16 protein-coding genes are annotated in these 17896 nt (G+C 67.3%); 8 read left to right on the plus strand and 8 right to left on the minus strand.

Features of this window, described 5'->3' with window-relative positions:
• Position 1: 1 nt before the first annotated feature.
• The 7 genes from C8K38_RS04330 to dnaA all read right to left on the minus strand — a co-directional run bounded on the left by C8K38_RS04330 (position 2) and on the right by dnaA (position 8402).
• Entirely contained in the window at positions 2-1108 is a 1107-nt protein-coding gene (locus tag C8K38_RS04330; RefSeq protein WP_373560235.1) for a PDR/VanB family oxidoreductase, read from the minus strand.
• A gap of 7 nt (positions 1109-1115) precedes the next feature.
• Complete coding sequence (locus C8K38_RS04335; protein WP_097210909.1) at positions 1116-2024, minus strand: metal-dependent hydrolase; 909 nt, start codon at positions 2022-2024, stop codon at positions 1116-1118.
• A 104-nt stretch (positions 2025-2128) separates the two neighbouring features.
• Positions 2129-2716, minus strand: a complete 588-nt coding sequence (locus C8K38_RS04340) for a DUF721 family protein (RefSeq protein WP_097210745.1) — start codon at positions 2714-2716, stop codon at positions 2129-2131.
• Between the two features lie 38 nt (positions 2717-2754).
• Positions 2755-3945 (minus strand): DNA replication/repair protein RecF, encoded by a 1191-nt coding sequence (gene recF, locus C8K38_RS04345; protein ID WP_097210746.1) that lies wholly within the window; start codon positions 3943-3945, stop codon positions 2755-2757.
• On the minus strand, positions 3946-4857 hold the full coding sequence (gnd, locus tag C8K38_RS04350; RefSeq protein WP_306455717.1) for a phosphogluconate dehydrogenase (NAD(+)-dependent, decarboxylating): 912 nt from the start codon (positions 4855-4857) through the stop codon (positions 3946-3948).
• A gap of 34 nt (positions 4858-4891) precedes the next feature.
• Positions 4892-6076: a DNA polymerase III subunit beta gene (gene dnaN / locus C8K38_RS04355; RefSeq protein WP_077043344.1), complete on the minus strand. Its 1185-nt coding sequence runs from the start codon at positions 6074-6076 to the stop codon at positions 4892-4894.
• A gap of 745 nt (positions 6077-6821) precedes the next feature.
• Positions 6822-8402 carry a chromosomal replication initiator protein DnaA gene (dnaA, locus tag C8K38_RS04360; protein WP_257017159.1) on the minus strand — a complete coding sequence of 527 codons (1581 nt, stop codon included), beginning with the start codon at positions 8400-8402 and terminating at the stop codon, positions 6822-6824.
• A 593-nt stretch (positions 8403-8995) separates the two neighbouring features.
• Here dnaA and rpmH point away from each other — a divergent pair.
• Genes rpmH through C8K38_RS04385 form a run of 5 tightly spaced genes read left to right on the plus strand, consistent with a single transcriptional unit; the run spans position 8996 to position 11601 of the window.
• Positions 8996-9139, plus strand: coding sequence for a 50S ribosomal protein L34 (gene rpmH, locus C8K38_RS04365; protein WP_077043345.1), 144 nt, complete (start codon positions 8996-8998; stop codon positions 9137-9139).
• Between the two features lie 21 nt (positions 9140-9160).
• Positions 9161-9538: a ribonuclease P protein component gene (gene rnpA / locus C8K38_RS04370; protein ID WP_077039933.1), complete on the plus strand. Its 378-nt coding sequence runs from the start codon at positions 9161-9163 to the stop codon at positions 9536-9538.
• Positions 9535-9912, plus strand: coding sequence for a membrane protein insertion efficiency factor YidD (gene yidD, locus C8K38_RS04375; RefSeq protein ID WP_097210749.1), 378 nt, complete (start codon positions 9535-9537; stop codon positions 9910-9912). Before rnpA ends, yidD begins: the two co-directional genes overlap by 4 nt.
• Before the next feature lie 4 nt (positions 9913-9916).
• On the plus strand, positions 9917-10999 hold the full coding sequence (gene yidC / locus C8K38_RS04380) for a membrane protein insertase YidC (RefSeq protein ID WP_097210750.1): 1083 nt from the start codon (positions 9917-9919) through the stop codon (positions 10997-10999).
• 20 nt (positions 11000-11019) lie between these two features.
• The gene (locus tag C8K38_RS04385; protein ID WP_097210751.1) at positions 11020-11601 is read left to right on the plus strand and encodes a Jag family protein; all 582 of its coding nucleotides are present in this window, start codon (positions 11020-11022) and stop codon (positions 11599-11601) included.
• Between the two features lie 107 nt (positions 11602-11708).
• On the opposite strand, the gene C8K38_RS04390 is transcribed toward C8K38_RS04385, so the two are convergent.
• A complete protein-coding gene (locus C8K38_RS04390; protein ID WP_097210752.1) occupies positions 11709-12122 on the minus strand; it encodes a hypothetical protein in 414 nt (137 codons plus the stop codon).
• 2812 nt (positions 12123-14934) lie between these two features.
• Here C8K38_RS04390 and rsmG point away from each other — a divergent pair.
• The 3 genes from rsmG to C8K38_RS04405 all read left to right on the plus strand — a co-directional run bounded on the left by rsmG (position 14935) and on the right by C8K38_RS04405 (position 17805).
• Entirely contained in the window at positions 14935-15606 is a 672-nt protein-coding gene (gene rsmG / locus C8K38_RS04395; protein ID WP_077039938.1) for a 16S rRNA (guanine(527)-N(7))-methyltransferase RsmG, read from the plus strand.
• A 67-nt stretch (positions 15607-15673) separates the two neighbouring features.
• Positions 15674-16678 (plus strand): ParA family protein, encoded by a 1005-nt coding sequence (locus C8K38_RS04400; RefSeq protein ID WP_097210753.1) that lies wholly within the window; start codon positions 15674-15676, stop codon positions 16676-16678.
• On the plus strand, positions 16675-17805 hold the full coding sequence (locus tag C8K38_RS04405; RefSeq protein WP_097210754.1) for a ParB/RepB/Spo0J family partition protein: 1131 nt from the start codon (positions 16675-16677) through the stop codon (positions 17803-17805). The genes C8K38_RS04400 and C8K38_RS04405 overlap by 4 nt, the downstream gene beginning before the upstream one ends.
• The last annotated feature ends 91 nt before the right edge of the window (positions 17806-17896 follow it).

Genomic DNA, 17896 nt, shown 5'->3' on the forward strand with positions numbered 1-17896 from the left:
GTCAGAGATCGAGGACCAGGCGCTCGGACCCGGTCGATCGGGACACGCAGATCAGCATCGAATCCTCGCGCTCCTCGTCGGTCAGACGGGTCTCGCGATGGTCCGGTTCGCCCGAGATGACCCGGACCTTGCAGGTGCCGCAGAATCCCTGCTGGCACGAGTACCCGACGCCGGGCAGCCGCTCCTTGATCACCGACAGGGCGGATTCGTCGGCCGGCACGGTGAGTACCTCGCCCGTCCTCGCGAGCTGGACCTCGAACTCGGATCCGTCCAAAACCGGTGGCGCACCGAACCTCTCGAAGTGCAGCGAGGTCGCAGCGCTGTCCATGAACGCCCTGCGCACGGTCTCGAGCATGGGGGTCGGGCCGCAACAGTAGACGGCCCCTCCCGCGACCGCGCGACCCAGCAGATCCTCTTCTGTCGGGATCCCGTACTCGTCATCCGGTCGTACGAAAACCCTTGTCGGATCCCATGATTCGATCTCATCCAGGAAGGGCATCGACTCCCGCGAACGGCCGGAGTAGACGAACTGCCAGTCCATCCCGATCTCGCGGGCGGCCCGCACCATGGCCAGGATCGGCGTGATGCCGATGCCGCCCGCGATGAACAGCGCCTTCCCCTCACCGACGAACGGGAACCCGTTGCGGGGGCCGCGGACGGTCACCGTGGTCCCCGGCTGCAGTCCGTGCATCTCGATCGAGCCGCCACCTCCGTCCGGAATGGAGCGCACTGCGATGCGGTAGTGGGTCCGGTCCGCCGGGTCCCCGCAGAGCGAGTACTGCCTGCGACGCCCCGACGGCAGGTGGAAATCCAGGTGGCAGCCGGGCTGCCACGCCGGCAGCTCGGTGCCGTCCGGTGCGGCGAAGGTCAGCGCCGCGACGTTCTCGTCCTGGGCCACGATGGTCCGGTCGGACACCACCAGGGTCATCGCGGTGTCCGGGTTGTGGCCGGCGTGCTCCGGCTTGTAGTCGAAGCGGGCCACCACACCGAGGTACCTGTCCACGAACGAGCCGAGGGCCGTCATCACCCGGTCGTTGCGGTCACGTCCGCGCAGGTCTCGCGGCCTGCCCTCGATGTTGCGTGCCCGTTCCGCGCTCATCGTCGTCATCTCGGCGCTACTTGGCCGCGGCCTGGGCGGCGGGCGAGGAGGCGAGGTAGGCGACGGCCTGCGCGGTGGACCCCTCCTGCGACGGGTGGTACGAGCGGCTGAAGTAGCGCCCCATCCGCACGGCGAGCTCCCTCGGGCCGGGCAGGACACCTCGCCTGCCCGCGGCCAGGTAATCGGAGAGGTGAGGCTTGCGCCGGTGCGGCGCCCACTGGGCGAGCTCGGGATCGTTCGCCATCAGGAACCGGGTGCCCCGAACCCAGAGGTACACGATCGCCGGGGTGGCCACGAGCTGGGTGCGCAGACGACGGGATTCGCGCTTGTCGAAGTAGCGCATCAGGTCGTAGGCGACGCTGCGGTGCTCGACCTCCTCCGATCCGTGCCAGCGCAGCAGGTCGAGCATGGTCGGGTGCGGGTGCGCCCGGTCCAGGCCCTTGGCGTTGAGCACCCAGTCGCCGAGGAAGGCGGTGATGTGTTCGATCGCCGCGATCAGGGCGAGGCGCTCGATCAGGTAGTTCTCTTCGCGCCGGGCGGTGAACGGCCGCGGTCCGAGCAGCCAGAAGAACACCCATTCCATCTGGGACGTGAAGGGGGTGGGGTCGAGGCCCTGCTTCTTGAGGTGCTCGAGGACGCCCGCGTGCGACTGCGAGTGCATGGCCTCCTGGCCGATGAAGCCGGCGACGTCGTCCCGCAACTTCTCGTCCTCGATCAGCGGCAGCGCTTCCTTGAACGTCTCGACGAACCAGTCCTCCCCCGCGGGAAGCAGCAGGTGCAACACGTTGAAGACATGGGTGGTGAACGGATCCCCCGGGATCCAGTGCATCGGCAGGTCAGACCAGTCGAATTCCACATCACGGGCCTGCAAAAGGATGTGATCCGGCTCGGCGACGGCGGTGACGTGCACGCTCTCGATGGACATCGGAATCTCCTCCGGCACCCGATCCCGGGCTGCCTGTGACACGGGTCATTCACTGTATGGCAAAGTAACCGTAACACGGAGTTATACGTACATCTAGGGGTCGATCAGCCGTAGGTGTCCCGCGGCCCGCGGCCCTTGATGTGCCGATCCCCCTTGCGCCAGCTCGGAGCGCTCGGCCCGGTGATCCGCAGGCTCGTCACGATCCCGTCACCGACCGCAGCGGCGATCTTCGCCAGGATCTGGGACTGCATCATCCGCAGCTGGGTGGCCCAAGCCGTCGACTCGGCGGAAATGCTCAGCACGCCCTCACGCAGCGCGACCGGTTCGGCATGCGCCGAGATGTCCTCGCCGACGACCTGCGGCCAACGGCCGAGGACCGTGCCCTCGGCCACTCGCGGCGACCAGCCCCGGTTCTTCGCGACCAACCCCGTCAACGCCCCGAACGGCTGCGGATCCCGTCCGTCCGGTCCCGCGCCCGACCAGCCCCGTCGACCGGTGCCCGCTCGCAGCCGCGGCTTCGGCGAGGACCTGCCCTGCCCGACGGACTTCCCACTCGCCTTCGCGGCCGCGCGCGCCTCTTCCAGCGCCCGCCGGGCGAGGTCGATTCCGCGCAGCTCGGGCACCGGTTCGGTGCTCGCGGGCTGTCCCGGTTCCGGCACCGGACCCCCGGTCGGGCTCGACTCGTCTGTCATCCGCGCTCGCCTCCGTTCGTCCGTCGATGATAGGGGGCTCACACGAGTCGTGAGATTCTCCCGGCCGCGGTGCTGACCGCCTCGATGCCGAACCGTCGCGCATCCAGTTCCGCGGGCACATCCTCTGCGACGGCCGCGGTGATGAGAACCTGCTCCGCGTCCGCAGCCACCGCGGCAAGCGCGGTCCGCCGGGTGCGGTCGAGCTCGGCGAAGACATCGTCGAGCATCAGCACCGGATCGGCGCCGTCGGCGCGCAACAACGCGAACGCCGCGAGCCGCAGCGAGAGGGCGAACGACCAGGACTCGCCGTGGCTGGCGAAGCCCTTGGCCGGCTGATCACCGAGATGGAGCTCGAGGTCGTCGCGGTGCGGTCCGACCAGGCACACCCCCCGATCGATCTCGCGCTGCCTCGACACGGCCAGCTCGTTGAGAAAGCTCGCCTCGAGCAACTCGACGTCGTCCCTGATCCAGGGGTGGTCCGGATCGACGAGCTCGGGCGGCATCGAATCGCCGAGGCTGCTCCGGTACCGGATCGCGGCCGGCCGGGACTCCGGGGCGATGCCGCGATAGGAGCTCGCGACGTGCGGGCCCAACTCGGCGACCAACCGCAGCCGGCCTGCCAGCAGTTCCGCCCCGTGCGCCGCGAGGTGACCGTCCCAAACATCAAGGGTGGCAAGGGCACTCGCACCATCGGTCGATCGGGTACCGCGCCGCAGCGCGCCGCCCGCGGTCTTGAGCAGGGCGGATCGCTGCCGCAACACCTTCTCGTAGTCCGCCTTGACCGCGGCCATCCGCGGCAACCGGGAGCAGAGCAGTTCGTCGAGATAGCGGCGCCGATCCCCCGGGTCGCCCCGCACCATGGACAGGTCCTCGGGCGCGAACAGCACGCTCCGCAGGACGCCGAGGATCTCGCGCGGCCGGCGCACCGGCGATCCGTTCATCCGCGCGCGGTTGGCCCGGCCGTCGTTGATCTCGAGGTCGATCGTCAGCTCGCGGCCGTCGTTGACGACCGCCGCACCGATCTGGGCCTGGGTCGCGCCCGACCGGATGAGCGGAGCATCGGTGGAGACGCGGTGCGAGGACAGCGAGGACAGGTAGCCGAGTGCCTCGAGCAGGTTGGTCTTGCCGTGCCCGTTCGGCCCGACGAACAGGGTCACCCCTGGTCCGGGTTCCAGCGCGATGGCGTCCCAGGAACGGAAATCCCGGAGCGTGAACTTACGAACGAACACCTATCCGGATTCCGACACCCGCTGTACCGCGTGACCACCGAACTGGTTGCGCAGTGCCGAGACGGCCTTCATCGCGGGCGAGTCCGACTGCCGCGAGGCGAACCGGGCGAAGAGCGCCGCGGAGATCACCGGGGCCGGCACGGCATGGTTGATCGCTTCCTCGACGGTCCAGCGACCTTCGCCGGAATCCTCTGTGTAGCCAGAGATTTCGGCAAAATTGGGGTCTTCGTCCAGTGCCTTGACCAGGAGATCGAGCAACCAGGAACGGACGACGGTGCCCTTGGTCCAGGCCCGCAGGACGCCGTGGACGTCGGTGACCAGGTCTTCGGCCTCGAGCAGTTCGAAGCCCTCGGCATAGGCGTGCATCAGGCCGTACTCGATGCCGTTGTGGATCATCTTCGAGTAATGCCCGGCGCCGACCGGGCCGGCGTGGACGAATCCATCGGCCCGCTCACCCTCGGGCCGGAGGGCATCGAAGATCGGCATCACCCGGGCGACGTCCTCGTCCGAGCCGCCGACCATCAGGCCGTATCCGTTCTCCAAACCCCAAATGCCACCGGACACACCACAATCGAGGTACCCGATGCCGTGTTCTGCCAGCAGGTCGGCATGGATCTTGTCTTCGGTGAACCGGGAATTGCCGCCGTCGATCACCAGGTCGCCCGCGTCGAGGACGGTGGCCAGCGCGGTGATGGTCTCGCGGGTCACCGTGCCGGAGGGGACCATCACCCAGACCACCCTTGGTGTCTGCAGCGCGCCGGCCAGTGCGGCCAACGACTCGACGTCTGTCACCTCGGGACGCGGGTCGTAACCGATCACCTCGTGACCGCGCGCGCGCAGCCGATCGCGCATGTTGAAACCCATCTTGCCCAGACCGACCAGTCCCAGCTGCATTGTTCGGTGTCCCTTCACTCGCGGTCGGTGCTGCTACGGCGGCCTTCCCGGATCAGCCGGGCAGGCGGACGGGCATCAGCAGGTAGGTGTAATCGGTTTCGGGCGCAGCGAACGTGCCGGATTCACCCGGCACCGGCTCCTCTTCGGGGGCCGGTCGCAGCACGGCGGGCCTGCTGGGGGTGGTGAACCCGAACGAGACCCGCTCGGTGTGCAGTGAACCGAGGCCGTCGATCAGGTATCCGGGGTTGAAGGCGATGGTGAGGGGTTCGCCCAGGAACTGGGCCTCGAGTGCCTCCTCGGCGCGGCCTGCGTCATCGCCACCGGCGGCGAGCAGCAGCCCGTCCGCGGAGAACTGCATCCGGACCTGGGCACCACGCTCGGCGACGAGGGACACACGTTTGATCGCCTCGACCAGCGGCGTCACCTCGACCGTGGCGATGGCGGTGTGTTCCGTCGGCAGCAGCTGGCGGAACTTCGGGAACTCGGCGTCGAGCAGGCGGGTGGTGGTGCGCCTGCCCTCGCCGACAATGCCGAGCAGACCTTCGGATCCGACCGAGGAACCCACGCCAAATGCGAGCTCAACCGGCGAACTCGAGACTCCACCAAGGGTTTTCGCGGACTCGGAGAGGGTTTTCGCCGGGATCAGCACGGCCGCGGAGGTATCGGGGTTTGCCGGGGTCCACTCGATCTGCCGTACCGCGAGACGGAACCTGTCGGTCGCCGCGAGCACCACGTTGGTGCCCTCGATCTCGACCCGGATACCGGTCAGCATGGGCAGGGTGTCGTCCTTGCCCGCGGCGATCGCGACCTGGCTGATGGCCTCGGAGAAGACATCGACCGGCAACGATCCGGTCTGCTGTGGCAGTTCCGGCAGCTGGGGGTAGTCCTCGACCGGCATCGTGGGTAGCGAGAACTTGGCGCTGCCACAGGAAATGAGAACTCGGGTGCCATCGACGGTGACATCGACCGGCTTCGCAGGCAGCGAGCGGGTGATGTCTGCGAGCAGCTTTCCGGAGACCAGGGATTTTCCTGGAACGGATACCTCTGCGGAGATCCGTACCTGCGCGGAAACCTCGTAGTCGAAGCCGGAGATCGTCAGACCCTGGTCATCGGCTGCGATCAACACACCACCGAGAACAGGTACCGGAGGCCTGGACGGGAGGCTGCGGGCCACCCACGCGACGGAATCCGCGAAATCCTCCCGAGCGACACGAAACTTCATACTTCCAAGCTCCATCGCTCGGCTGATCCTCTCCGTAGGCATGGACATCTGCGGATGCCAGCAGTGTGACACGGCAGAAGCACACCGTATGCCCTTCGCGGCGAAGTTGAAAGCCGAAAGCCACGCCGGAAGCGGGGTCGGCGGGCCGGTTCGGTCGGGTGTGAGCAGCCGTGGTCCACAGGACCTGTTTTCAAAGAGCGAATTACAAGTAGAGATCAGCAGTAGTAATAGGCACTGTGGATTCTGTGGACGAAGCCTGTAATCCGCTGGTCCGCCGGTGTGGCGCCGTGGGGATCAGTCCAGGTACGAAACGTGGACAGATCGGGGTCTGCTGTGGATGAGATTTTGTTGTTCACGACTCGACCCCGATTCATCCACAGGTTCACGGGGTTGTCCACATGTTTGTCCACAGGTGTGAGTACTTTTCATGAAGATCACAAAAGACGGCGAGTCGCGGGCTCGGCGGGTCCGCGGACAGGCGACGGGAACGGTCGAACGCGCCGCGGCGGGTGAATGACCGTTTCGGTGGAGGGCTGTCATTCCTGTGACGACACGGAGTTGCCCAGGTGACACGGATCCGGCGGAAAGAGGTGTGGGGCGTGCGACCCCCTGCGGCGCACGCCCCACCTATAACGATGGTCGTCATCGTGGGGGCGCGGCGCACGCGTAGTGCACTACCTGTTCCGCGGCCGGACTACCTGCGGGCGCCGTGCGGGTAGTCCGGTTTCCGCACGTGGCGGGATCACCTCAGGGGGGAGCGTCAGCGCTTGGAACGCTGCTTGACCCGGGCCGTCAGCTCCTGGACCTGGTCGTATACCTTCCGCCGTTCGGTCATCTCCTTGCGGATCTTCTTGTCCGCGTACATCACCGTGGTGTGATCGCGGCCGAACGTCTGACCGATCTTGGGCAGCGAGAGGTCGGTCAGTTCGCGGCACAGGTACATGGCGATCTGCCGGGCCTGGGCGAGCGGGCGGGCCTTGCCGGGACCGCACAGGTCCTCGATGCTGATGGTGAAGTACTCGGCGGTCACCGCCATGATGGTCGCCGCGTTGATCTCGAGACTCGTCGAATCCGGCATCAGGTCACGCAGGACCACCTCGGCCAGGGTCAGGTCGAGCGGCTGCCGGTTCAGCGACGCGAACGCGGTGACGCGGATGAGCGCGCCCTCGAGTTCGCGGATGTTGCGCTCGATCCGGCTGGCGATCAGCTCGAGGACGTCGTGCGGCACGTCGAGGCGATCCATCCGCGCCTTCTTGCTGAGGATCGCGATGCGCGTCTCGAGCTCGGGCGGCTGGACATCGGTGATCAGGCCCCACTCGAACCGGGTCCGGAGCCGGTCTTCCAGGGTCGCCAGCTGCTTCGGCGGGCGGTCCGAGGACACAACGATCTGCTTGTTCGCGTTGTGGAGGGTGTTGAAGGTGTGGAAGAACTCCTCCTGGATACCCTCCTTGCCCTCGATGAATTGGATGTCATCGACGAGCAGCACATCGGTCTCGCGGTACCGGCGCTTGAAGGCGACCTTGCGGTCGTCGCGGAGGCTGTTGATGAAGTCGTTGGTGAATTCCTCGGTGGAGACGTACTTGACCCGCATCCCGGGGAACAGTCGCTGCGCGTAGTGACCGGCGGCGTGCAGCAGGTGGGTCTTGCCAAGACCCGAGGCGCCCCAGACGAACAGCGGGTTGTAGGCACGGGCGGGCGCCTCGGCGATGGCGACCGCGGCGGCGTGGGCGAATCTGTTCGATGCGCCGATGACGAAGGTGTCGAAGGTGTACTTCGCGTTGAGGCTGTTCCCGCCGGAGGCGGCGGGGGCGTCGGCGGGCGGCTTGGTGAAGTACGACGGCCACGATTCGTTCACACTGGCGATGGCCTCGCGGTCCTCGTCGAATTCCTCGTAGTCCAGCGTCTCGGACTCGGACTGGTCGGACTCGGCCGCGCTCATGCGCCGGCGGCGGAACGTCGGCACGCTCGGGGTGGAGTCCTCGCCCGACACCTCCTCGGCGACCGGTGGCGCCGGGGACGCGGGCACGGGCTGAACCGATTCGACAGGGTCGGCGGACGGCGGCGCGATGCGGACACCGAGCCCCTCGACGCCCGCAACGATATGCCGGTTGAGTGCTTGCAGGATCGGTTCGCGCAGGTCCCGCTCGATCGCCTCCTGGACGAACGACGACGGGACCGAGAGCAACGCGAATCCCTGCGCCAGGGTCAGCGGGCGCACCAGCGCCAGCATGGCCTTCTGCGCCTTGGTCAGCTGTGGCCCGCCTTCGGGGGGTTCATCCGACGTCAACTCGGTGAGCACATCCACCCAGACCTGTTCCAGGGTGATTGCTTCCTCGGTCAACTTCGTCCCTCCCCACATCGTGTGGGAGGGAGACGCACAGGGCTCATCACGATGTTGGCCGAGCTCTCCCACCCTGGGGATAACTTCCCCGCACAGAGTTACGAATATGCCACCTGATCTGTAATTCCACACAATTATCCACAGATGTGGATAAAGCACAGGGCTGTGAGTAGAGGCTGCCCCTCGCGCGGTTGATCTTGAACTGCACGTACCTCACCTGCGACGATGGCGGCAGTCGGGCGATCCTGTCGTCCGGCCGAGGGGCGGCGTCCGGGCCGATTCGCGGATTCGCGGGTGTTAGTTGGCTTACAGGGCCCGGGCCGTCGTGGTTGCGGTTCGGGTGGGCGGGGTGACGGCACACTCGGCGGTCGAACACAAGCATCCTCGGGGGCGTGGCGTGTCCCTGGGCGTCCGGGTTTGACCTTGCGTCCGGCGCTGCGTACCCTCGTACAGTCACCCGAAGTCGAGGTGGCGGTTGCCTGCTGGCCATCTCGGTCTGCTGGACATCCGCCGGGATTTCGTCGCCGGGGACCACCAATTTTCAGTTACAGATGGCGTCGAACGGCGCCGATTATCTATGAGGAGTGTTCACCGTGGCCAAGGGCAAGCGGACGTTCCAGCCGAACAACCGACGCCGCGCGCGTGTTCACGGCTTCCGTCTCCGTATGCGTACCCGTGCCGGGCGCGCCATCGTTTCTGCGCGTCGCCAAAAGGGCCGCGCTACCCTCACCGCCTGATCCAGACTTCGGGAGCTCGGGGTGCTACCTGAGCCGCACCGGTTGCGTCGGAAGGCGGACTTCGCGTCCACCGTTCGGCGAGGTCAGCGGGCGGCCCGGCGAGATGTGGTTGTCCACGCTCTCGCCGGGGCGAATGCTGACGCACTGGTGAGTGACCCGGGTCCGCGATTCGGACTGGTGGTAAGCAAGGCTGTCGGGCCGGCGGTGATTCGACATCGAGTCGCACGCCGGCTTCGTCATATCTGTGCGGGCCTCGTGCACGAGATGCCCGAGGGTGTCAACGTGGTGATCCGTGCGCTTCCCGGCGCCGCGACCGCGTCCTCCGCGGACCTGGACCGGCAGTTGAGGTCCGGTCTTCGTAAACTCAACCTTCTTGTCAGCGTGGGTAATTCGGTATGACCGAAGCTTCTGGTGGCCCCCCGTCCTGGTGGACGGCGGTGCGGCGTGCCCCCGCGCGAACACTCATCTTCGTCATCGAGCTGTATCGCAGCTATGTGTCGCCCCTGCGCCTGCCAACCTGCCGGTTCACCCCCACCTGCAGCGAGTACGCGGTCGACGCCCTGCGTGAGCGCGGAGTCGTGATCGGCCTCGGACTGACCACGGTGCGCCTTCTCAAATGCGCGCCCTGGCACCCTGGAGGCTGGGATCCTGTTCCGCCGCGCAGGCCCCGTCGTGAGGAAACCCTTGCGACCGTCGGAGCCGCGCGATCCGGTAGAGATACTGGCAAGCAACCCCACTGTCTGATCGAAGTGGACGAACAGAGGAGTACATAGAGCCGTGCTCGACTTCATCTACTATCCGGTGTCCGGGATCCTGTGGGTCTGGCACAAGGTGTTCGGCGCGATCCCGTTCCTGGGGCCGAACAGCGGCATCACGTGGGCGCTGTCCGTCATGTTCCTCGTGTTCACGCTGCGTGCCATCCTGTACAAGCCCTTCGTCAAGCAGGTGCGCACCACCCGCCAGATGCAGGAGTTGCAGCCCCAGATCAAGGCGCTGCAGAAGAAGTACTCCAAGGATCGCCAGCGGATGGCGCTGGAGATGCAGAAACTGCAGAAGGAACACGGCTTCAACCCGATCATGGGTTGCCTTCCGGTACTGCTGCAGGCCCCCGTGTTCATCGGCCTGTTCCACGTGCTCCGTTCGTTCAACCGCACCGGCACCGGCTACGGCCAGCTCGGTATGTCGGTCGAGGACAACGCCAACACCGCGAACTACTTCTTCAGCCCCGCAGACGTCCAGTCGTTCCTCGAGGCCCGACTGTTCGGCGCGCCGATCTCGGTGGCGATCACCACGCCCCAGGCACAGCTCGAGACGTTCGGTCAGTACGGCACCGTCCCGACCGTGCTCAACATCGCGGCCGTCGCGATCCCGCTGATGGTGATCGCGTCCATCGCCACGCACTTCAACTCGCGTGCCTCGGTTGCCCGGCAGAGCGAGGCCGCCGCGGCCAACCCGCAGTCCGCGATCATGAACAAGCTTGCGCTGTGGGTCTTCCCGCTCGGCGTGCTCGTCGGTGGTCCGTTCCTGATGATCGCCATCCTGCTGTACTGGGTGGCCAACAACATCTGGACCTATGCACAGCAGCACCTGGTCTTCCGTCGCATCGATGCGGAGGAAGAGGAGAAGAAGAAGGCAGCGCTCGAACGTCGCGCCGACAACGCACCGAAGCCCGGTGCACGACCGGACCAGGCGAAGAAGCGTAAGTCCGCGTCCGTGGCCGAGTCCTCCCCCGACACCGAGCCGGCAGACGAGGCCGACGCGGGCAGCGGTACCACCGCGGCCCCCGGCCAGGCCCCGAAGCCGGGGGCGCGCCCGCAAGGAAATCGCGGCAAGACCACCAAGCCCAAGCGCAAGCGCTGATTCAAGGAAAGTAGACGACGATGGCGAATGATCCGGAAATCGGACAGGACGGGGTAGACGAGGTCGTGTCGGACGTGGTGGTCGAGACCGAGCGCGAGGTCGTGGAGCCCGAGGTCGTGGAGTCCGAGGCAGTCGATGCCGAGGACGAGCTGATCGAGGAGGGCGAGATCGCGGGCGATTACCTCGAGCAGCTGCTCGATGTCCTCGACTTCGATGGCGACATCGATCTCGATGTCGAGGGTGATCGCGCGATGGTCAGCATCGACGGCGGTGACGACCTGTCGAAGCTGGTGGGGCGCAAGGGTGAGGTCCTCGACGCCCTGCAGGAACTGACCCGTCTGGCTGTGCAGCAGGTGACCGGCGAGCGCAGCCGGCTGATGCTCGACATCGCGGGCTGGCGTGCGGGCCGTCGGACCGAGCTCAGCGAGATCGGCGCCGCTGCGGCGAAGCGGGTGCTGGAGTCGGGCGAGCCGGAGTCGCTGACGCCGATGACCCCGTTCGAGCGCAAGATCGTGCACGACGCCATCGCCAAGATCGACGGCGTCTCCAGCGAGAGCGAGGGCGCCGAGCCCTCGCGCCGCGTGGTCGTTCTCAAGGATTGATCGGTCCGCATCGATGGATGCGGCCTGAAGTTGGTGGGCCCCCGCTTCCGAGTGGGGGCCCACCGTCGTTTTCCGGCCTCCAGGCGCGGGCTGAGCGCCCGAATTCCTTAGGGTGCCACCGGATCATCATCCGGGACCGCGGGCGGCATACCGGCGCCGTAGGGATCGAGAATCGCGGCGACCTGCCTCCCCCACCGCTCATGGGCAGACTGTCGCGTCATCCCCGTCGCGCGCCCGATGGTGGCCCATGTTGCCCCGCAGCGCCGCAGGCTCATGACCGTCTCGACCGTATCGATCCCGGCGCCCAGTTGGATGCGGAGACAGACGAGTTGCCACGCGAGTTGCCTCTCGGCGGGGATGTCGGTCCCCTCCTCCGCCAACCACTCATCGGATCCGGGAAGAGGACCGGTCCCCACGATGAGGTCGGCCTGGCGACCGGCCTCCAGGACGCCGGCTGCGACCACCGCCTCGGAGGCGCCCCCGACGTCTGCCGTGACCGCCCTGTCGATGAGATCACTCATCCTAGTTCCGCCTTCCCGAGTAGTTTCTGATGTCAGGTAAATCCTGACATCGATGGAATTGCTTGTCAAGCTTTACCTGACACCATCGTCGCGCCTCGCGTGCGCGCCTGTCGTCGACCGGCCGGAGGTGGGCAATGGTGCGGCTCGCGCGGTCGATTTTTGGGTTCCCACCTGAGGTCTTGGCCACCACGGCCCTTTCGTCACACTGACGAATCTGGTCACGCGGTACCGGTTCGCCGCGTCTCCCCTGCCGGGCATCCCGGACGCGTTCGGTGCTGGATCCGATCCTCGGCGAGGGTCCCTGCGGTGAGGTGGTGCCGGTGTACTGCGGGGCGGGCCGGTGCACCCTTCGCCCCTCGATCCGGGCTGACGAACGTCTGGTCATTCGGCCTTGCCGACCCCACGTGTACGAGGTTTCGCAAGTTATCCACACTCGGTGGATCAATCTGTTGGTGGATTGCGTTCCCCGTGGTCCAGGGCGTGCCGCGGATCGGGTGCGTGGTCATGAGAACCGCCGCCGGCGTTCGTTTCCGCGTATCGAGGGCGCCGTGTACCGCGGCCGCCCCGCCGACCGTTTCACGTGAAACGGTTGGCGGGGCGCCCGATAGGGTTCTCTACCGCAGCGCCGCTCACCGGTTCGGCACCGGACCCCTCCCCTCCCCCGCCGGGAGGCCGGGCCTGGCTCCACGGACCCGCCGGTGTCGGGACCGCCGGAGAGCGGTCCAGTCCTCTCGGTCGGCGTCCCGCGGCCCCGGGATCGACGGGGACGCGTGCCGCCGCCCGCCGTGGGAAGCACTCCCCTCCCCCGCCGCGGCTACGGCTGTGCCGATCGGTCGCGCCCGATGGGAGCCGTCCAGCGATCCCATCCTGTGTCCGGGACTGGTCAGGATGGGAGTGTCGCCCGTCCCTTCCGGAGGTTCGGAGTGCGTCCGGCCGCAGGGCTAGGTTCACACGACTCGGGGCGGCAGAGCGCTCGTCGGTCTCGGTCGGAAGGCGGGCATCGGGAATTCGGCGCCATTCCGTGGTCGCGAGGGAGCCGCCCCACGAGGCGACGTCGCGGCGTGGATCGAATTCGCCCGCCGGCGCGCTCGTTCCCGGCACGGCGGTGTCCGGGCGACCGCGCATCGGATGAGACGTCGGTCCCGCGGAGATCTCGACTGGTCGGGTTCACGTGAAACATCGAGATCGAACCCGCGGGTTGGATGGTGCGGGAGGCGGGCGCCGATCGCGGATCCAGGCCTGATGTGGTGACGCCGCGCGACGAACCGAGACAGGTCCCCCAACCGCGCCTGCCCACCGGGGTGGCCGTTCGGCGGACAGTCGGGTCGAGGCGAGCCTCCGCGCGGGCGTAGGGCGCCGGGATGTCGCGGATCCCGCGCTAGACGCGCGGCGGATGTTTCACGTGAATCCCGCCGCCCCGATTCGGACTACGAACGAGTCGCGCCCTGCGGCGACCGACGGGCGATCCGTTCGCACGAGTGCGACCGCCGATCGTCGAGTTGCTGCGGCTGCGCATGGGAACCGGGCGCCGACTCGTGCTCGTCGTCGACGGAACCCGGCGATGCCGGGGCGGCGGGCATTCCGCATGGGACCGCGCTCGTCGTGCCGGGGCAGGCGCAGAGCCAGCTCGAGAAGCTCGCGCGCGAGGGCGAGCGACTGGCCCGGTCTTCATCGTGAGAGATCTTCTCGAGCAGGGTGGATCGGGACGGTCGAGAATCGGGAGCAGCGGTGACGTTCGCCCGACCCGAAGCGAGCGGAGTCCTGGCGACCGTCCCGATGTGGTCGATCCGATGTTTCACGTGATCCGGGCACGGCCGACCGACCTCCGCCGTTCGGTTGCGTGCGTAACTGGTTTCAGGACACCCGGATTCGTCCCAGCCGGTCCTACGCGCCCGAGGCGGCTGCTCTCCCTGGCAGATCGTGTCGGGTGCTGCTGCCGGGCGACTGGATGGATCGCGCATATCTACCCCGCAGGTCGTGGATTGGACGGCCAAATCCGAGGCCGATGTACCGGCGGCCCAAAGATGAATCACGACCCGCTTCGCAGCCTCGAAGTCGAAGCCTGCCTCGAGGTGCATTGTTCACCCGGATGATCCGGGCGTTCAGGGACGCCGTGGCGCTGCTGTCCGTGTCGGGTGTCGGGGCACCGGTACTCGGTTGTTTCACGTGAATCCGCCGAAGGTCGGAACACTCCCCGCAGAGGGGGCGATGTGTGGGGCGAGAGAGCGGATGGGCGTCACCGCGACTCGGGCGGACCAGAGGCATCGGGGCGATCGCTCACGGAGTGCGTGTGACAGGTGCTCGGTCCAGACGATCTCCGGATTCACGTGAAACATTCGAACCGTCCAGCGGAGTGGAACGGAGGACGCGAAGCGCCCCACTCCCCCACACCCGGCAACCGCCCGCCGGACACAATGCCGGGAGGAGAACTGTGTGCCCTCCACCCGTACTGCGATGGTTCGATCACGGCGTCCGAGCCGATGTCCTGTGCTCGACACCTCCCCCTCCTCTCTGGTGCGGGATCGGCTGGGAGCGAGCCCGGTGACCCCTCCCCTCCCCCGGTCTCCGGGCAGGGTCGATCGTCGGTGTCTTGCCCACGATTCGCACCCGGGTTTGCCGTGTACCCGTCGGGCGGTCCCGGATCCGGGGCGCCCTGGATCCGTCGCCCGAGCGCCATTCGGTACGGACTGGCATCCGGACGGACCCGAGTCGCGCACTCTCTCCTTTCGGCGGCGCGTAAACCGGCCTTTGCGTCCGATGCGGTGCAGAATCACATCGTCAGGGTTTGGGGAATCGCGGGCGTCACGGGAGGATGTTTCACGTGGAACACATCGAGTCCGAGGACCTGCCTGACGCCGCTCGCACGATCTTCGGAGACCGCCTCGAACTCGCCGAGAAGTACCATCTTTCGCTCGCCACCGATGGCGTGGAGCGCGGCCTGATCGGCCCTCGGGAGGTCCCCCGGCTATGGGAGCGGCACCTTCTCAACTGCGCGGTGATCGGCGAGCTGATCGAGGAGGGAGAGTCGGTGGTGGACGTCGGCAGCGGTGCCGGGCTCCCCGGCATCCCCTTGGCGATTGCGCGCCCCGATCTCCGGATCACCCTCGTCGAGCCGCTCCTGCGACGATCGGTCTATCTCGCCGAGTTCGCCGAATCGGTCGGGCTGGACATCCTCGTCGTGCGCGGTCGTGCGGAGCAGCCGGGCGTGATCAAGGAGGTCGGGGGTGCCGATGTCGTCACCTCGCGTGCGGTCGCACCCCTGGAGAAGCTTGCGCGGTGGTCGATTCCGTTGATTCACGAGGGTGGTCGGATGCTCGCCATGAAGGGTTCCAGTGCGGCCGAGGAGATTTCCCGGGATCGCGCTTCCCTAACCCGCATGGGTGCTGGCAAGCTAGAGATCGTCGAGTGCGGTGTCGACCTTCTTCCCACTCCGACCACTGTGGTTCGGGCGGAGCGTGTCTCCCGGCGATCTCATCGCCGATGACAGAGTCACCGTGCGCTCGTGTGCGAATGCGACGATCCAACAGGCATGTCCAGTGAAGGAGCAATCTATGTCGGGTGGACCCGAATCAACTGTTTCACGTGAAACAGATCACGACGCCTCGAGTTCCACCACCGACAACACAGAGAACCCGTACTCGGCCCCCGCCGCCGCGTACGCCGGCATCTCCCCGATGGACACCCCGATCGGTGCCGCAGCACAACGGGCCAGCCAGGTTCTGCACCCGCACACGGTGACACTCCCCCGGCCGAAGACCCGCCGGATGCTCACCATCGCCAATCAGAAGGGCGGGGTCGGTAAGACCACGTCGGCGGTGAACCTGGCGTCGGCTCTGGCCGTGCAGGGGCTGCGGGTTCTCGTCGTCGACCTTGACCCGCAGGGCAACGCCAGCACCGCGCTGGGCGTACCGCACCACTCGGGCACCCCGTCCAGCTATGAGCTGCTGATCGGTGAGGTCACCGCGGCCGAGGCCATCCAGCAGAGCCCGCACCACGAGGGCCTGTTCTGCATCCCCGCGACGATCGATCTCGCGGGCGCCGAGATCGAACTGGTCTCCATGGTCGCGCGCGAGGGTCGGCTGAAGAATGCGCTCTCCGAGAAGGCGCTCGCCGCGATCGATGCCGACTTCATCCTGATCGATTGCCCGCCCTCACTCGGGTTGCTGACGGTCAACGCCCTCGTGGCTGCGAACGAAGTCCTGATCCCCATCCAGTGCGAGTACTACGCACTCGAGGGTGTCGGTCAGCTGCTCCGCAACATCGAGCTGGTGCAGTCCCACCTGAATCCCGATCTGCACGTGTCGACCGTGCTGCTGACCATGTACGACGGTCGGACCAAGCTCGCGGATCAGGTCGCCGAGGAGGTGCGCAGACACTTTGGCGACAGGGTCCTGCGCGCCGTCATCCCACGCAGCGTGAAGGTCTCGGAGGCGCCCGGATTCGGGATGACCGTCCTCGACTACGACCCGGGTTCGCGGGGTGCAATGAGCTATCTCGACGCCGGGCGGGAACTCGCAGCCCGGACCGCAACGACCAACTCGCAGGAGCAGCAGTGAGCCAGAGAAGCAAGGGCGGACTCGGGCGGGGCCTCGCCGCGCTGATTCCCACCGGTCCTGAGGCGGGACCGCGCCTCGGTAGCGCCGCCGCCGACGTCATCATCGGCAATGCGACCGCACCGATCGCGGTGAAGCCGGCGCCGGTCGTCGAGACGCCCGAGACCCCGGAGACCCCCGATGCGCCGGCGAAGCAGGGGGCTCCCGCGAAGCAGGAAAAGTCGGAGCCGCCCACCACCACCGCGGCGTCGTCCACCGCTGCCGCGGTCACGCCGGTCGACGGCGCGGAGGTGGCGGACGGACCCGACCTCTCCCCCGTCGGTGCCGTGTACCGCGAGATCGACGCGGCCCAGATCGAGCCGAACCCCAAGCAGCCCCGCCACGTCTTCGACGAGGAAGCACTCGGCGAACTCGTCCACTCGATCCGCGAGTTCGGCCTGATGCAGCCCATCGTGGTCCGCCGTGTCGCCGCCGACCGCTACCAGCTCGTCATGGGCGAACGCCGGTGGCGAGCCAGCCAGGAGGCCGGGCTCGAGCGGATTCCCGCCATCGTGCGGGAGACGAACGACGGGTCGATGCTTCGCGACGCGCTGCTGGAGAATATCCACCGGGTGCAGCTGAACCCGCTCGAAGAGGCCGCCGCCTACCAGCAGCTCCTCGAGGAGTTCAACGTCACCCACGACGAGCTGGCCACCCGGATCGGTCGCTCTCGACCGGTGGTGACGAACATGATCCGGCTCCTGAAGCTGCCGATCCCCGTGCAGCGCCGCGTCGCCGCCGGGGTGCTCTCGGCCGGCCACGCCCGGGCGTTGCTGTCGCTCGAGGCGGGTCCAGAAGCGCAGGAACAGCTGGCCGCCCGGATCGTGGCGGAGGGCCTGTCGGTGCGCGCCACCGAGGAGGCCGTCACGCTCGCGAACCGGGACGGCGAGCCGGTGCCGGCACCCGCCGCCAAGCGCAAGCCGATTCAGATGCCCGGTCTCCAGGACGTCGCGGAACGGCTCTCCTCCTCTTTCGACACCCGCGTGACGGTGAGCCTGGGCAAGCGGAAGGGCAAGATCGTCGTCGAATTCGGCTCGGTGGAGGATCTCCAGCGGATCGTCGAGATGATGGAGTCCCAGTCGCCCGGATAGGTCCGATTCTCCGGGTACAGACACCCGCGGTCGATACGTCACTGTGACAGTACGGTCGCCGGGTCGCGGGTGTCTGACTCCGGGTCCATCG

Origin of the sequence: Rhodococcus sp. OK611 (assembly GCF_003050885.1) — a bacterium.
Lineage (GTDB): Bacteria > Actinomycetota > Actinomycetes > Mycobacteriales > Mycobacteriaceae > Rhodococcus_G > Rhodococcus_G oryzae.

Excerpts from the sequence above, each read along its gene's own strand:
- dnaN (WP_077043344.1), bottom strand. The coding sequence starts at position 6,076 with ATGGAGCTTGGAAGTATGAAGTTTCGTGTCGCTCGGGAGGATTTCGCG.
- yidD (WP_097210749.1), top strand. The coding sequence starts at position 9,535 with ATGACCGAAGCTTCTGGTGGCCCCCCGTCCTGGTGGACGGCGGTGCGG.
- C8K38_RS04385 (WP_097210751.1), top strand. The coding sequence starts at position 11,020 with ATGGCGAATGATCCGGAAATCGGACAGGACGGGGTAGACGAGGTCGTG.
- C8K38_RS04390 (WP_097210752.1), bottom strand. The coding sequence starts at position 12,122 with ATGAGTGATCTCATCGACAGGGCGGTCACGGCAGACGTCGGGGGCGCC.
- C8K38_RS04340 (WP_097210745.1), bottom strand. The coding sequence starts at position 2,716 with ATGACAGACGAGTCGAGCCCGACCGGGGGTCCGGTGCCGGAACCGGGA.
- rsmG (WP_077039938.1), top strand. The coding sequence starts at position 14,935 with ATGTTTCACGTGGAACACATCGAGTCCGAGGACCTGCCTGACGCCGCT.
- C8K38_RS04330 (WP_373560235.1), bottom strand. The coding sequence starts at position 1,108 with ATGACGACGATGAGCGCGGAACGGGCACGCAACATCGAGGGCAGGCCG.
- C8K38_RS04400 (WP_097210753.1), top strand. The coding sequence starts at position 15,674 with ATGTCGGGTGGACCCGAATCAACTGTTTCACGTGAAACAGATCACGAC.
- C8K38_RS04335 (WP_097210909.1), bottom strand. The coding sequence starts at position 2,024 with ATGTCCATCGAGAGCGTGCACGTCACCGCCGTCGCCGAGCCGGATCAC.